This window comes from Mameliella sp. AT18 (assembly GCF_028807275.1).
Taxonomy (GTDB): Bacteria; Pseudomonadota; Alphaproteobacteria; order Rhodobacterales; family Rhodobacteraceae; genus Antarctobacter; species Antarctobacter albus.
Genome location: NZ_JARAMO010000250.1, coordinates 1 through 12,264 on the forward strand (window position 1 = coordinate 1; position 12,264 = coordinate 12,264).

A 12,264-nucleotide genomic window follows, 5' to 3' on the forward strand; every position below is an offset into this window, starting at 1 on the left:
GAGGCATTCTACGAAAGCTTGAACGCTCCCGAAAAAGCTGCCTAGTCATTGAACCAGAAAATCTAAGGTAAACCCGGGGCGGTTCAGCTTTCGGGCCTTGGCGAGAACCTGTGCCGCTTCGTAACGAACCTTGGCCAGGTTCATATCGCCCTTGAGCAGGGCCTCCCACTAGGCCAGCAGTTGATCCCATACCTCTTCGGCCTTGTGCCGCGCGACACCGAGGCTGTCCGTCTTGAGAGACATCTTGATGAAAGTGCGTCGTTCGACTTTCGCATAGCGAGTCGGGACGCGCCGCTTGAGATGATAGGTCGCCCCCCGGAGATAGCAGGGCATGCTTGGGCTCCTTTTAGAAGGAGATGCCACGAAAAGACATGGCGCGCTATGCCGCCTGCCAGTGGTGCAAAACGTAGTGCAAAATCAGCACCGCTAGGCGCCAAGGCCGACACGCTTCCGGCGAAACCACCTTTTCTCCAAGGACTTGCGCTATTTTCATTTTGGGAGAAGTGGCAGCCCGTAGGGTTGTGCGAGACTCTCACAATATCAATGCGGTAGCCAGCCCAACCCAGCGCAATCGCGGTATTGAAAACAAAGCGGAAAATATCGGTTTGCCCAACCGGAAAAACCGCTCTCCCCTCTCTCGCTTCATGCCCCAGGCGCACAAGCGCATGTCGAAGATGTTGGGCTACACGCTCACTCTCGGCACCTCTGACGCCTGGTCCGGTTTCAGCGACGTGGCCGCCGCCCGCCTTTCGACCGAAGAACGTGCTGCGCTGGCCTTTGCTTCCCTGCGATCCCTGAACCCTGATCACGCCGAGCTGACAGCCCGCGCCGCGATCCGCGCGGCAGGCGCGCCTGTTCCGGCCTTTCTAGGTCAGATGAATGAGGCCCGGTCCTGGGCGGCTTTCGCCAGCCGCTCGGAACTGAAAGCCTATGCTGCCGCTGCCTATGCGGCCCTGTCCCCCAAGGATCAAGCGGCGTTCTTCCGACACATCAGCGAAGTGGAGATTGCGGCGTGAAGATGCTTGTTTCCCGAACTCCGGTCAGCAACGCTGCCCCTTTCGATCTCGAGGCGCTCAAAGAGCACATGCGCCTGTATGAGACAGACGAAGACGCAGCGGTCGAAAACATGGGGTGGACGGCGGCGCAAGAGGTCGAGCAACTCGCCCAAATTGCCCTGCTGACGCAGAACGTGCGAGTGGTCATCTTCGACCCCGGCAACAGCCCCGACCTCCGCTTGCCTATTGGGCCGGTCGCGGATGGATCAACTTTGACGATCATGATGGACGGTGAAGCCTTCACCGACTTCATCCTAGTCGGCGGAACGCGGGCGATGGTCCGCCTGGGCCGCACCTTCTTCGACCTGTCGCCGGACATGATCACGATTGAATACCCGGCTGGATTTGGGGACGCCGCGACAGCCATTCCCCGAGATCTTGCCCAGGCGATCATGGATCAATCTGCGCTGCACTATGATGGGCGCTCCCCTATGGACGCCAAGTGCCTCACCACGTCGCCGCACATGGCGCGGATCGCGGCCAGGTATCGCGGGGTACAGGTATGACCGACCTCGAGCTTGACGAAATCCTGACGCATCGCTGGCCCCTGGTCATGCGCGCCGTGATGGCGGGCAGTGACGAATGGCTACAGGGCTTTGTTCGATCCATCGCCAAGCACGGCAAGCGTGCCTCGTGGCGCCCCACCGCCAAGCAAGAACAGGTCATGCGGCGGCTGCTGTCCGAGCTGGGCAGGGCGCCGGGCGACATGGAGGTGATCGAGAGGTGAGAAAGCGGCGACCCTGCGCGCCACCCCAGACGCAGGGCCGATGTGGTGGAACGGGTTAGCAACGGTGGCTCCACATCGGAAAGCCTACCACGGGCGGGATCACAGGCAAAGGGCAGTCCGAGAGGTTGAGGCCCGATCCCCGGCGCAGCGTTCAAGCGTCGCAAGCAGCAACCGACCGACTGGCAGGAGCGCATGACCAGTTGGGCCCAAAGCGATGGACCGGCTCCGGAGAGCACGTCTTCACGCAGAGGGCATAGGGACTGCCGCAGCCGCGCGCTGTGGGCAGTCGTCCTATGCCCTTCGCTCCGAACCTCACCAAAGAGCAAGTCGGGACACAGGAAGTAATTGAGTTAGAGGCACGAAACCAAATGACTGAGACGGCGAAGAAAAAGACAAGGCAATGGCGCAAGGCGGACGGCTCGAAGCTCGATCCCGCACCCGTCACCGCGCCAGCCGTCGAGCAGTCCAGCGCCCGCCAGGCTGACCTGTTCCGAGATGGTCCCAATGCCGCAACTTTCGCGCATACGGGAAACCGAGAGACAGAGTTCGCAATTTTCGCGCGGGGAAATGAGCTCGAAAATCTGCCCGCGTCCGAAAGAGCTATGCACTTCATGCATGGCCTCGCGATCCCCGAAGGCCCGAATGCCGGCAAGCCCGTCTCGCTGGCCCCCTTCCAACGCCAATTCATCGAAGGCGCCCTCGCCGCTGACACCGCCGCCGCCGTCCTGAGCATCGGCCGCGGGAACGGCAAATCCGCTATCACCGCCGGCCTCGGCCTCGGCGGTCTCCTGGGCATTTGGGATCGCCAACCCCGCCGCGAGATCATCGCAGCCGCTCGCACACGCGACCAAGGCCGGATCATTTGGGACTTCGTGGCCGGCTTCTGCCAGTCGCTTCCCCTCGAAATCCAACGTCACCTGATCTTCCGCCGCTCTCCCCGCCTCGAGATCGAATACGAAGGCGACGGCGGCGGGCACATCCTGCGGGTGATCGCTGCCGATGGCAAATCCGCCCTTGGCGGCGCGCCGACCATCGTGATCCTGGATGAGCGCGGACACTGGGCGCTGGATCGCGGCGATGAGCTCGAGCACGCGCTCCTCTCCGGCCTGGGCAAGCGCGGCGGCCGCGCCTTCCTGATCAGCACCTCCGCCAGCGACGACACGCACCCTTTCTCTCGTTGGATTGACGATCCGGCACCGGGCACCTTCGTGCAGGAGCACCGCCCGGCTCCTGGTCTGCCGGCGGATGACCGGGAAAGCCTGCTGATCGCCAACCCCGGCGCGCCTCATGGCATCGGCGGCTCGGTTGAATGGCTTGAGGCCCAGGCAAAGCGCGCCATCTCCCGCGGCGGCTCGAGCCTCTCCACCTTCCGCCTCTACAACCGCAACGAACGGGTGTCCGGTGAGACCCGCGACCTCCTGGTGACGCTGGACGAATGGCTGGCCTGCGAGGTTTCTGAGCTGCCCCCGCGCGAGGGCGGCTGCGTGATCGGGATCGACCTGGGCGGTTCCGCCTCGATGACAGCCGCCGCCTTCTACTGGCCGCAGACGGGCCGCCTCGAGGCCCTGGGCACCTTCCCCAGCGCGCCGACACTCCTGGACCGCGGGCAAGCCGATGGCGTTGCCGGCCGTTATGTCGAAATGGAGGAGCGCGGCGAGCTCACCACGCTGGGCGACAAGACCGTGCCCGTCGCGCCCTGGCTGATTGAGGTGATGCGCCACGTCGAAGGTGAGCAGGTCACCGCCATCACAATGGACCGCTACAAGCAGGCCGAGCTGGGCGAAGCAATCGCACGCGCAGGCATCTGCGCTCCGCTGGTCTGGCGCGGCCAGGGCTTCCGCGATGGGGGCGAAGACGCCGAACGGTTCCGACGGGCCGCCTTCGACGGGTTGGTAAAGGCCAGGCCATCCCTGCTGTTGCGCTCGGCCTTTGCGGACACCGTGTGCCTGCGCGACCCCGCGAACAACATCAAAATTGCGAAGGCCCGCTCAACGGGCCGGATCGACGCGGCCGCCGCCTCGGTGCTGGCCGTGGCCCAGGGCGCGCGGATCGCCGCGCAGCCGCAGAAGAAAGCGAGGATGCTTTGGGTCTGAGAAAACAACACCACCGCTACAGCCAGAAGGTGACGCGCACCAAACGCTGGAAGGTGCTGCGCGCCGATATCCTCGAGCGTGACCGCTATCGCTGCCGCTGTTGTGGCGGCCGGGGGCGCCTCGAGGTGGATCACATCAAGCCGGTCAGGACGCACCCCGAACTGTCCTATGACCCCGAGAATTTGCAGGCGCTTTGCCCGTCCTGCCACACGCGAAAAACCCGGATCGAGTGCGGGCATCCCCCGCCCCGAGAAGACCGCCAAGACTGGCGGCAAGCCGTCGAGGCGCTCGAGCGCTCCGACAAGAAACCCGAGAGCAGAAAGGATGAAGAATGCTCGAAAGTGTGAAGATCGCCCGGCGTCAGTCGGAAATCCGTCAGTCGCTGGCCGAGCTGGCCGCGAAGGACAGCCCCACTGAAGATGAAGTGCGCAACATGGATGAGCTGGATCGGGAATACCGTTCCAACGAGACCCGTTATCGCGCGGCCCTGATCGCGGAAGACACCGAGCGCCGGGACGCGGGCAACGAGCTGGAAACCCGTTCGGCGCAGGAATGGGCCGACCTCATGGCCGGCTTCGAGATGCGCCAGGTTGCCCTGGCCCTGGATGAGGGCCGCCAGCTCGCCGGCCAGACGGCCGAGATCGTGACCGAGCTGCGCAACGCGGGCGGCTTCCGCGGCATCCCGGTGCCCTGGCAGGCGCTCGAGGTGCGGAACACCGTTGCCAACGGCACGCCTGACCCGGTGAGCACGCGGCCGATCATCGACCGCCTGTTTCCCGATAGCATGGCCTCGCGCATGGGCGCCCAGATGATCAGCATTGACGCGGGTGCCGTGGAATGGCCGGTGACCACCTCGGCCGTGACCGCCGGCTGGGCGGATGGCGAGAGCGCCAACGTGGCCGGCCCGACCGCCTACACCACCACCGACCGCCCCATGTCGCCGGATCACAACCTGGGCGTCCAGATGCGCATCACCCGCAAGGTGCTCAAACAGTCCGGTGCCGCCCTGGAACAGGCGGTGCGCCGCGACATGAGCGGGGCAATGGGTGCGGCGATGGATCAAGCGGCCTTCCTGGGCACCGGCGCCAACGGCCAGCCCCTCGGCGTGATCACCGGCGCAGGCACTTACGGCATCACCTCCACGGCGGTGGGCGCCCTCGCAAGCTGGGGCGCGTTCCGCGCAGCGGTCACCCGCTTCATGACCGCCAACGCCGCCGGCTCGCCCGATGCGGTGCGCGCGCTGATCCGCCCCGAGCTCTGGAACTACCTGGATGGTGCCCTGATCAGCGGCACGGCTGTGTCGGAATGGGATCGCCTGGTGAAAAACCTTCCTTCGGGCAACATCGCCATGACGAACAACGCTCTGGCCGCACCCTCGGGCTCGCCCTCGGCCACCTCGGCCCTGCTGACCACCGCTGCCGGTGGCGTCGCCCCGATCTTCCTGGGCGCTTGGGGCGCGGTGGACATGATCCGCGATCCCTACAGCGATGCGCAGTCGGGCGGCCTGCGCATCACCGCGCTGGCGACGATGGACGTGACCGTGGCACGGCCGGCGCAGCTTGAGCTGCTGACCGGGCTCGAGCTGGAAGCCGCGTAATGCTCTGGGGCGCACATAGCGGCGGCCTCGAGCTGCGCACCGAGGGCGGGGAAACCCGCCTTCGGGCAACCTTTCCATATGGCCGGGAAACCGTCCTGGGCGAGGGCCTGGGCCGCGAGCGTCGTGAGATGGTCGCCGCGCGCGCCTTCGCTGACCGGATCGAACGCGGCGAGGATGTGCATTTCCTCTCCGGCCACGACTTCAACAAACCGCTGGCCTCGCGTTCGGCCGGCACCTTGACCCTGACCGAGACCGATGAGGCCCTGACCGTCGAGGCCAGGATCGGCGCCGACATGGGCCAGGTCTCCTATGTCAGGGACTTCCTGTCGGCTCATGCCGCTGGCCTGGTGCGCGGCCTCTCTCCGGGGTTCCGGGTGCGCCCAGGGGGCGAGACCGTCGAGGAACGCGGCAACGCAATTCTCCGCACGATCCGGGCCGCCGATCTGATCGAGATCAGTGCGGTCACGAAACCGGCCTATCCCCAGGCGCAGATCGAAGCGCGCAACTGGCAACCCTATGACGAAGGGGCGCAACGCTCGGGCCGGCGCCCGGCCGCGCTCCGGTGGAGGTAAGAATGCTCGGATGGATCATGGACAAGCTGCGCCCGATCGAGGCAAGGGCGAGCGGCTCGGGCTACACCGCCCAGGTGATCGCCGCCCGCGAAAGCTATATCAGCGGCCGCAGCGGCGTGGCCGAGCTGACGGCCACCGTGCAGAGCTGCATCAGCCTTTGGGAAGGCGGCCTTGCGATGGCGGATGTGAGCGGCACGGACATGCTGCCCCGTCAGACAATGGCGATGATCGCCCGTTCCGTCGCCCTGACCGGCGAGGCTGTTTTCCTGATCAGCGACCTCGGCCTTGTCCCTGCAACCGATTGGGACGTGACCACGCGCGACGGGAAACCGCGCGCCTACCGTCTTTCGATCCCGGATGCCGGCGGCGCGCGCACCGTCACCGCCCTTGCGGCCGAGGTTCTGCACCTGCGGACCGGCGCGGATCACGTCACGCCCTGGATCGGCACCGCACCGCTGCGCCGCTCGACCCTCACCGGGGGGCTGCTGCACGCGGTGGAAAGCGCGCTCTCGCAAACCTTCGAGAATGCGCCTGTGGGCAGCATCATCGTCCACCTTCCCGACACCGGCGCCGAAGACATGGCGACCATGCGCGGCGCCTTCCGCGGCCGCAGAGGCTCCACACTGGCCATGGAAGGCGTGGCCCAGGCAACCGCCGCCGGCCAGCACCCGACGATTGGGCAAAAGCCGGATCAGCTCTCCCCTGACCTGAGTAAGAGCATGACGGCCGAAACGCTGGCCGCTGCCCGTGAGGGCATCCTTGCCGCCTATGGCGTCCTGCCGGCGATGCTGAATCGCTCGGCCACGGGCCCCGTGGTGCGTGAGGCGCAAAGGCAACTGGCGATCTGGACCTTGCAGCCCATCGCAGCGCTGCTGGCCGATGAAGCAAGCGCCAAGCTCGGTGCCCCGGTGGAGATCGACACCATCCGCCCGCTGCAAGCCTTCGACGCTGGCGGCCGCGCAAGGGCGGTGCAGGGCATCATCAAGGCGATTGCCGAGGCCCAGGAGGCCGGCATTCCGGCCGATGCCGTCGCTGGCGCCATGCGCATGGTGGACTGGAAGGAATAGGGCACGGATCGCCCTGGGCCATGAGGAACGGCCCAAAGCATCCCGGATCAGTCGGTGAGTGCCGGAACAACCCCGACAGCGCGCGGCCCGTTCGTTTCATGCGGGCGCGGCGCGTATCACATCAGCATGTCACCAAAACCGGCAAGAAGCGTTCCCAACCCGGCAACTTCAATTTGCGCTCTGGCCAAGTTTTTTTGGTGCTTCTTGACCTCTTGGACCCTTTTGGGCCAGATATAGCGCAAATTTTTGTAAGTGTTTTTGATACCTTCTTCGGTGTCCCCGCCAACAATGATAGGCGGCTTCCGTTGAATATCTTCTAGCTCTATTGCACTCTTCCCAGGCGACCAATGCTTAGTCATGTTTTCAATTTGTGACGCCATACGTTCGGCTTCTTCGCCGTAGCGCAGTAACATCCACAATTGCACCAGGGCGAAGATCAGGAGGAAAACGCCGACCCGAGACAGCCAATTTTCGCCAAAAACTGTCTCAAGCCAAGCACCGATAATTATGGCTTGAACGGAAAAGAAATACCCGAATGACCTACTCGATAGCAATCGGAACAGCGGCCACAATGGCATTAACTTTCCGTCGACTTGTTTGGGTGAGTTAACCATCGTTAGAACGCTTTTTCAGACGAACACCCGGACCACCGCCATTCTCGGCAATAAACTCGACACCGGCAGCTTCAAGCGCATGTTGAAGTGCCATCATCGCAACAACTGATATCTCCCTTCGTTCTTTCTCAAAGTCGACAACCGTGGAGAGGCCGAATCCGGCAGCTTCTGCCAGCTTGGGTTGTGTCCAACTTATCATTGCGCGAGCAGCGCGACATTGTGCAGGTGTCATATCAACATTTCCTGTTGACGGAAATGGGGAAGTCCCATATCAACATAAACTGTTGATACAATATTCAGGAGACCATGACAATGACTGAAGACCGCGCCTGCGCGAACAGCACCACTTTGACCTGGGATCGCCTCGAGCAAATCCACCAGCTCGCCATAACCGGCCAGGCGGCCCTCAACACCAACCTGACGACCCCGCACATCGACAAGGCGGTGGCAGAGCTGCTGGGGGTGATCGCTGACCTCAGTGCTGACGCTGCGGATCAATCCGCACCCCTCGCTTAGTGTCCCCTTTGACAAATGTCCGCCAGCATCATAAAAAGTATTTGAATGCAAAAACAATCACTGGCGGCAATTGCGATGCTCATGCACGAATTTATCGACCTTTTCGGCCTCAAGAAGGCGGATGTGGAAAACTGGCTGGCCCGGCCCACGGTCCAGCTGCATACGAAATACCAGAAAACCAACAGCGGCCGCTCGCGCCGCTTTACCCGGTTGAACGTCACCGAGTTGGCCCTGATCGGGGCCTTCGTCGCATCCGGCGTGAAGGCCTCGGATGCGGCGCTCTTTGTCAACGTGCTGATGGACGAACAGAGGTTCAGCATCAGCGGCGGAAAGCGGTTTTATGCCTTCGCCCCCCATGACCACCTCAACGGTGTTCCGATGCAGGAGCTCAACAGCTCCGCGCTCACCAAGCTCATCGAGAACAGCCCGCGCGGCTCCATTGCGATCATCGACATTGGCGGCATCTTCCAGCGTGTCGAAACCCTCTTTGCTGAAATCTAGGGAAGGACCCCAAACGTGACCGAGCTGGACAAAAACGACCTCCTTGAAGCGTTCGATGAGTTTGCAGTCAGCGAACGCAAGGTGAAGGCGACCTTGGGCATCACCAAACGCGCCATCAATAAAGAAATCAAGAAGGGCACTTTCCCCATGCCCATCATGATCATGAATGGGATGCGCTACTGGCGTCTTGGCGACATGGCCCGCTATGAGAAGGGGTGGGCGTAATGGCCGCACGCAAGGCAATGATCAAGCAGGACGACCTGAGGCGCTATGTGGCCGCCGTGGTCAAAGCCGGCCTCCCCATCGGCAAGATAAGCATTTCTCCGACCGGCACGGTGACCATTACCCCCGCCGGCGCGACAAACCATGACGATGCGAACCCCTGCGACAGGCTGATTGATTGATGCCCCGACCCAAGAACCCTTATCCCGGCGTGACGCGCGTCACTGATCGCCACGGCAAGGTCCGCTGGCGTTTTCGCCGCAAGGGGTTCTCCTGCTACATTCAGGGCGCATACGGGTCCGCAGAGTTCCGCGCGTCCTACGAGGCAGCGACAAACGAGGCGCGAACCCCGGCCAGCTACTCCAATGCAGGGCACGGCACGCTCTCCTGGCTGATCGAGCACTATCTGCGCTCGCCCAAGCACAAGAACAAATCCGAAACCACCCGCCGTGTCTTGCGCCGTGAGCTCGATTGGCTGCGGGGCATCGCCGGCGATCTGCCAGTGGCAAGCTTCCGAGTGCGCCACATTGAAGCGCTGATGGCGAAGAAGGATGGCCCGGCGGCCGCGAACAAAGTCCGCAAGAACCTGTCCCTTTTGTTCAACTACGCCCTGAAACAGGAGGTTGAAGGCGTGACCGGAAACCCAGCCCGCGCCGCTGACCGCATGGAAGAAAGCGAGGACGGTTTTCATACCTGGACCGAAGGCGAAATGGCCCGTTTCCTCGAGCATCATGGCGCCGGCACCAAAGCCCGCTTGGTGTTTCTGTTGGCGCTGAACACAGGAGCTTCGCGAGCCGATATTGCCCGTCTGACTTGGGGCAACGTCAAGGGCGGGAAAATCGCCTATCGCCGCGGCAAGACAGGCGTTGCTGGTGAATACACGATTCTGCCCGAGTTGGCCGAAGAACTGGTGTACTGTCCGCGCGACGTGATGTTGCTTGTGCACCACGGCGAAGGTCGCGCCTACAAGCCCGAGACGCTCGGCAACTGGTTCAAAGATCAGTGTCGCGCGGCCGGTCTCGCGCACTGCACCCTTCACGGCATCCGCAAAGGTCAGGCGACTCGCATTGTGAACTGGGGCGGTACGCCTGACGAAGTGATGGCCTACCTCGCGCACAAGACGAACGCCGAAGGTGTCACTTACACCAAGAAAGCCAACCGCGGGCGTCTTGCCGACAGCGCTCTGTCGCGCCTCGGCAATGTCCAACCTGCGCCTAAGGTTGGACAAGCCAAACCGAAAAACGGAGCAAAGTCATAATGTTGAAAGATGAAGTGGCAGCCCGTAGGGGAATCGAACCCCTCTTTCCAGGTTGAAAACCTGGCGTCCTAACCGATAGACGAACGGGCCACTCTGGTCTGCTGCGGCGCTGTCTGTGTGACCATCGCTGCGGCGTGAGCCGGGTTCTATGAAAAGCGCGCGGTGCTTGCAAGCACAAAATTCAGAAATTTTCGCGGCCCCGAAACAAAGTCGAAAAGCCCCCCTTTTCAGCCCTGAACAGAGGCCGGCGCAGCGTCGTCGAGGCGCATCTGTACCGTCGACCGTCCCTGCCAGAAATTCACGTCCAGCTTGCCCGCAAGGTGGAATCGGGCACCCTTATGGTCCTCCAGCGCCGGCCCCAGCGGTCCGTCGAAGGCCGAGAAGAGAATCGCGTCCAGAGAGGCCCCCAACCCGTCAGAGACCGTCAGCTTCAGGTGTCCCTTCCCGACCCGGCGCGCGTAGCGGATCTGCATGTCGGGCAGCACGAATCGCGGACCCGGCACCGCCGCGCCAAAGGGCCCGGCGCGTTCCAGTTGTTCGACCAGCTCCACGCTGGCCGCGCCCGGCATCAGCAGACCGTCAACGCGCAGGTCGGCGGCACCGCCCTGCCCCGCCCCCTGCCGCTCCAACAGCTCGGAGAGGCGTGCCATCGCCGGTTCCAGCTGGTCGCGCAGCACCGTCAGTCCGGCGGCCATCTTGTGCCCGCCGCCCTTGAGCAGCAGCCCCTCGGCGGCCAGCTTCTGGATCGCCGCGCCAATATCGACACCGGGCACCGACCGGCCAGATCCCTTGCCCTCGTCCCCTTCGAAACCGATCACGATGGAGGGCCTGTTGGTCTGTTCCTTGAGGCGCGAGGCGACGATGCCGACGACGCCGGGATGCCAGCCGTCCTCCGCCGCCCAGACCAGCGGCGCCTCCAGCCCGCGCGCTTCGGCCTGCGCCAGCGCGGCCTCGCGGACACTGGCCTCGATCTCGCGCCGTTCGGTGTTGAGCTGGTCCAAGCGTTCGGCCATCGCCTGTGCCTCCGACGGGTTGTCACAGGCCAGCAGCCGCGCCCCGAGATCCGCCTTGCCGATCCGCCCGCCCGCGTTCACGCGCGGCCCCATGACGTAGCCCAGGTGATAAGCCGCGGGCGCCCGTTCCAGCCGCGCCACGTCCGACAGTGCCACAAGGCCCGGACGGGCCCGGCCCGCCATGACCCTCAGCCCTTGGTGCACGAAGGCCCGGTTGACACCTTTCAGGGGCGCCACGTCGGCCACCGTGGCCAGCGCCACCAGGTCCAGCGCCGCCATGAGATCGGGCCCCTTGGCCCCGGCCTCGCGCAACTGGCGCCCGGCCTCGACCAGCATCAGGAAGACCACCGCCGCCGCGCAGAGATGCGCCAGCGCGCCATCCTCGTCCTGGCGGTTGGGGTTCACCACGGCCACGCAATCGGGCAGCATCTCCCCCCCAAGGTGGTGGTCCAGTACCACGACATCCGCCGCGCCCTTGGCCGCGGCAATGGGCTCATGCGAAAGCGTGCCGCAATCGACGCAGATGATCAGGTCATGTTTGGCGGCCAACGCCTGCATGGCAGGCACATTGGGGCCATAGCCCTCGTCGATCCGGTCAGGGACATAAAGCGTCGCCTGCCGGCCCATCTGCCGCAGCCAGTCCAGCAGCAGTGCCGCAGAGCTGCCACCGTCCACGTCGTAATCGGCAAAGACAGCGATCCGTTCGCGATCTCGCACAGCCTGCAGGAACCGCTCCGAAGCGCGCTCCATGTCCTTGAGCGATCGCGGATCCGGCAGTAGTTCGCGCAGTTTTGGCGCCAGGTAGGACTCGGCCTCCTCGGCGCCGACGCCCAAGCGGGCCAGCACGGCGCAAAGCGCGTGATTCAACCCGGTGCGCTGCACCAGCGCCTCGGCCTGCCGGGTCTCCTCGGGGCCGGGACCGACCCAGCGCCGCCCGGTCAGACTGCTTTCGACCCCCAGATAAGACAAACCCTCTCCCGGCTTCTTCTTGGTAAAAATACCCGGGGGAGTCGACCGCAGGGAGACGGG

17 protein-coding genes and 1 tRNA gene are annotated in these 12,264 nt (G+C 64.0%); 13 read left to right on the forward strand and 5 right to left on the reverse strand.

What is annotated here, in order from left to right; genetic code table 11:
* Positions 1 to 168: 168 nt before the first annotated feature.
* Positions 169 to 333, reverse strand: a complete 165-nt coding sequence (locus PVW46_RS21480) for a DUF6538 domain-containing protein (RefSeq protein ID WP_190285488.1) — start codon at positions 331 to 333, stop codon at positions 169 to 171.
* 170 nt (positions 334 to 503) lie between these two features.
* On the opposite strand from PVW46_RS21480, the gene PVW46_RS21485 reads away from it, so the two are divergent.
* The 8 genes from PVW46_RS21485 to PVW46_RS21520 all read left to right on the forward strand — a co-directional run bounded on the left by PVW46_RS21485 (position 504) and on the right by PVW46_RS21520 (position 7,111).
* A complete protein-coding gene (locus PVW46_RS21485) occupies positions 504 to 1,016 on the forward strand; it encodes a hypothetical protein (RefSeq protein ID WP_274577527.1) in 513 nt (170 codons plus the stop codon).
* A gap of 2 nt (positions 1,017 to 1,018) precedes the next feature.
* On the forward strand, positions 1,019 to 1,561 hold the full coding sequence (locus PVW46_RS21490) for a head-tail connector protein (RefSeq protein WP_274577550.1): 543 nt from the start codon (positions 1,019 to 1,021) through the stop codon (positions 1,559 to 1,561).
* A complete protein-coding gene (locus PVW46_RS21495; RefSeq protein ID WP_088671038.1) occupies positions 1,558 to 1,782 on the forward strand; it encodes a hypothetical protein in 225 nt (74 codons plus the stop codon). The genes PVW46_RS21490 and PVW46_RS21495 overlap by 4 nt, the downstream gene beginning before the upstream one ends.
* A 368-nt stretch (positions 1,783 to 2,150) precedes the next feature.
* The gene (locus PVW46_RS21500; protein WP_274577529.1) at positions 2,151 to 3,875 is read left to right on the forward strand and encodes a terminase large subunit domain-containing protein; all 1,725 of its coding nucleotides are present in this window, start codon (positions 2,151 to 2,153) and stop codon (positions 3,873 to 3,875) included.
* Between the two features lie 29 nt (positions 3,876 to 3,904).
* Positions 3,905 to 4,222: an HNH endonuclease gene (locus PVW46_RS21505; protein ID WP_274577530.1), complete on the forward strand. Its 318-nt coding sequence runs from the start codon at positions 3,905 to 3,907 to the stop codon at positions 4,220 to 4,222.
* Positions 4,207 to 5,472: a phage major capsid protein gene (locus tag PVW46_RS21510; protein WP_274577531.1), complete on the forward strand. Its 1,266-nt coding sequence runs from the start codon at positions 4,207 to 4,209 to the stop codon at positions 5,470 to 5,472. The genes PVW46_RS21505 and PVW46_RS21510 overlap by 16 nt, the downstream gene beginning before the upstream one ends.
* Entirely contained in the window at positions 5,472 to 6,044 is a 573-nt protein-coding gene (locus PVW46_RS21515; protein ID WP_274577532.1) for an HK97 family phage prohead protease, read from the forward strand. The genes PVW46_RS21510 and PVW46_RS21515 overlap by 1 nt, the downstream gene beginning before the upstream one ends.
* A 2-nt stretch (positions 6,045 to 6,046) precedes the next feature.
* Positions 6,047 to 7,111: a phage portal protein gene (locus PVW46_RS21520; protein ID WP_274577533.1), complete on the forward strand. Its 1,065-nt coding sequence runs from the start codon at positions 6,047 to 6,049 to the stop codon at positions 7,109 to 7,111.
* Positions 7,112 to 7,227: 116 nt separating this feature from the next.
* On the opposite strand, the gene PVW46_RS21525 is transcribed toward PVW46_RS21520, so the two are convergent.
* Both PVW46_RS21525 and PVW46_RS21530 read right to left on the reverse strand, forming a co-directional pair.
* Entirely contained in the window at positions 7,228 to 7,725 is a 498-nt protein-coding gene (locus PVW46_RS21525; protein WP_274577536.1) for a hypothetical protein, read from the reverse strand.
* Positions 7,718 to 7,957: a helix-turn-helix domain-containing protein gene (locus PVW46_RS21530; protein WP_274577538.1), complete on the reverse strand. Its 240-nt coding sequence runs from the start codon at positions 7,955 to 7,957 to the stop codon at positions 7,718 to 7,720. The genes PVW46_RS21525 and PVW46_RS21530 overlap by 8 nt, the downstream gene beginning before the upstream one ends.
* Positions 7,958 to 8,037: 80 nt before the next feature.
* Between PVW46_RS21530 and PVW46_RS21535 the strand changes: the two genes are divergently transcribed.
* The 5 genes from PVW46_RS21535 to PVW46_RS21555 are packed head-to-tail and all read left to right on the forward strand — an operon-like array spanning position 8,038 to position 10,222.
* Positions 8,038 to 8,241, forward strand: a complete 204-nt coding sequence (locus tag PVW46_RS21535) for a hypothetical protein (RefSeq protein ID WP_274577539.1) — start codon at positions 8,038 to 8,040, stop codon at positions 8,239 to 8,241.
* Positions 8,242 to 8,286: 45 nt separating this feature from the next.
* Positions 8,287 to 8,742, forward strand: a complete 456-nt coding sequence (locus PVW46_RS21540; RefSeq protein WP_274577543.1) for a hypothetical protein — start codon at positions 8,287 to 8,289, stop codon at positions 8,740 to 8,742.
* Between the two features lie 15 nt (positions 8,743 to 8,757).
* Entirely contained in the window at positions 8,758 to 8,967 is a 210-nt protein-coding gene (locus PVW46_RS21545; protein ID WP_274577544.1) for a hypothetical protein, read from the forward strand.
* Positions 8,967 to 9,146: a hypothetical protein gene (locus PVW46_RS21550; RefSeq protein WP_274577546.1), complete on the forward strand. Its 180-nt coding sequence runs from the start codon at positions 8,967 to 8,969 to the stop codon at positions 9,144 to 9,146. The genes PVW46_RS21545 and PVW46_RS21550 overlap by 1 nt, the downstream gene beginning before the upstream one ends.
* Before the next feature lie 29 nt (positions 9,147 to 9,175).
* Positions 9,176 to 10,222, forward strand: a complete 1,047-nt coding sequence (locus tag PVW46_RS21555; RefSeq protein ID WP_274577548.1) for a tyrosine-type recombinase/integrase — start codon at positions 9,176 to 9,178, stop codon at positions 10,220 to 10,222.
* A 15-nt stretch (positions 10,223 to 10,237) separates the two neighbouring features.
* On the opposite strand, the gene PVW46_RS21560 is transcribed toward PVW46_RS21555, so the two are convergent.
* A tRNA-Glu gene (locus PVW46_RS21560) sits at positions 10,238 to 10,312 on the reverse strand.
* 137 nt (positions 10,313 to 10,449) lie between these two features.
* Positions 10,450 to 12,204, reverse strand: a complete 1,755-nt coding sequence (recJ, locus tag PVW46_RS21565) for a single-stranded-DNA-specific exonuclease RecJ (RefSeq protein WP_069210137.1) — start codon at positions 12,202 to 12,204, stop codon at positions 10,450 to 10,452.
* Between the last annotated feature and the right edge of the window lie 60 nt (positions 12,205 to 12,264).

Coding starts and splice junctions, on each gene's coding strand:
- PVW46_RS21515 (WP_274577532.1), top strand. CDS start 5,472: ATGCTCTGGGGCGCACATAGCGGCGGCCTCGAGCTGCGCACCGAGGGC.
- PVW46_RS21490 (WP_274577550.1), top strand. CDS start 1,019: ATGCTTGTTTCCCGAACTCCGGTCAGCAACGCTGCCCCTTTCGATCTC.
- PVW46_RS21510 (WP_274577531.1), top strand. CDS start 4,207: ATGCTCGAAAGTGTGAAGATCGCCCGGCGTCAGTCGGAAATCCGTCAG.
- PVW46_RS21535 (WP_274577539.1), top strand. CDS start 8,038: ATGACTGAAGACCGCGCCTGCGCGAACAGCACCACTTTGACCTGGGAT.
- PVW46_RS21500 (WP_274577529.1), top strand. CDS start 2,151: ATGACTGAGACGGCGAAGAAAAAGACAAGGCAATGGCGCAAGGCGGAC.
- PVW46_RS21540 (WP_274577543.1), top strand. CDS start 8,287: ATGCAAAAACAATCACTGGCGGCAATTGCGATGCTCATGCACGAATTT.
- PVW46_RS21550 (WP_274577546.1), top strand. CDS start 8,967: ATGGCCGCACGCAAGGCAATGATCAAGCAGGACGACCTGAGGCGCTAT.
- PVW46_RS21530 (WP_274577538.1), bottom strand. CDS start 7,957: ATGACACCTGCACAATGTCGCGCTGCTCGCGCAATGATAAGTTGGACA.
- PVW46_RS21495 (WP_088671038.1), top strand. CDS start 1,558: ATGACCGACCTCGAGCTTGACGAAATCCTGACGCATCGCTGGCCCCTG.
- PVW46_RS21525 (WP_274577536.1), bottom strand. CDS start 7,725: ATGGTTAACTCACCCAAACAAGTCGACGGAAAGTTAATGCCATTGTGG.
- PVW46_RS21480 (WP_190285488.1), bottom strand. CDS start 333: ATGCCCTGCTATCTCCGGGGGGCGACCTATCATCTCAAGCGGCGCGTC.
- PVW46_RS21520 (WP_274577533.1), top strand. CDS start 6,047: ATGCTCGGATGGATCATGGACAAGCTGCGCCCGATCGAGGCAAGGGCG.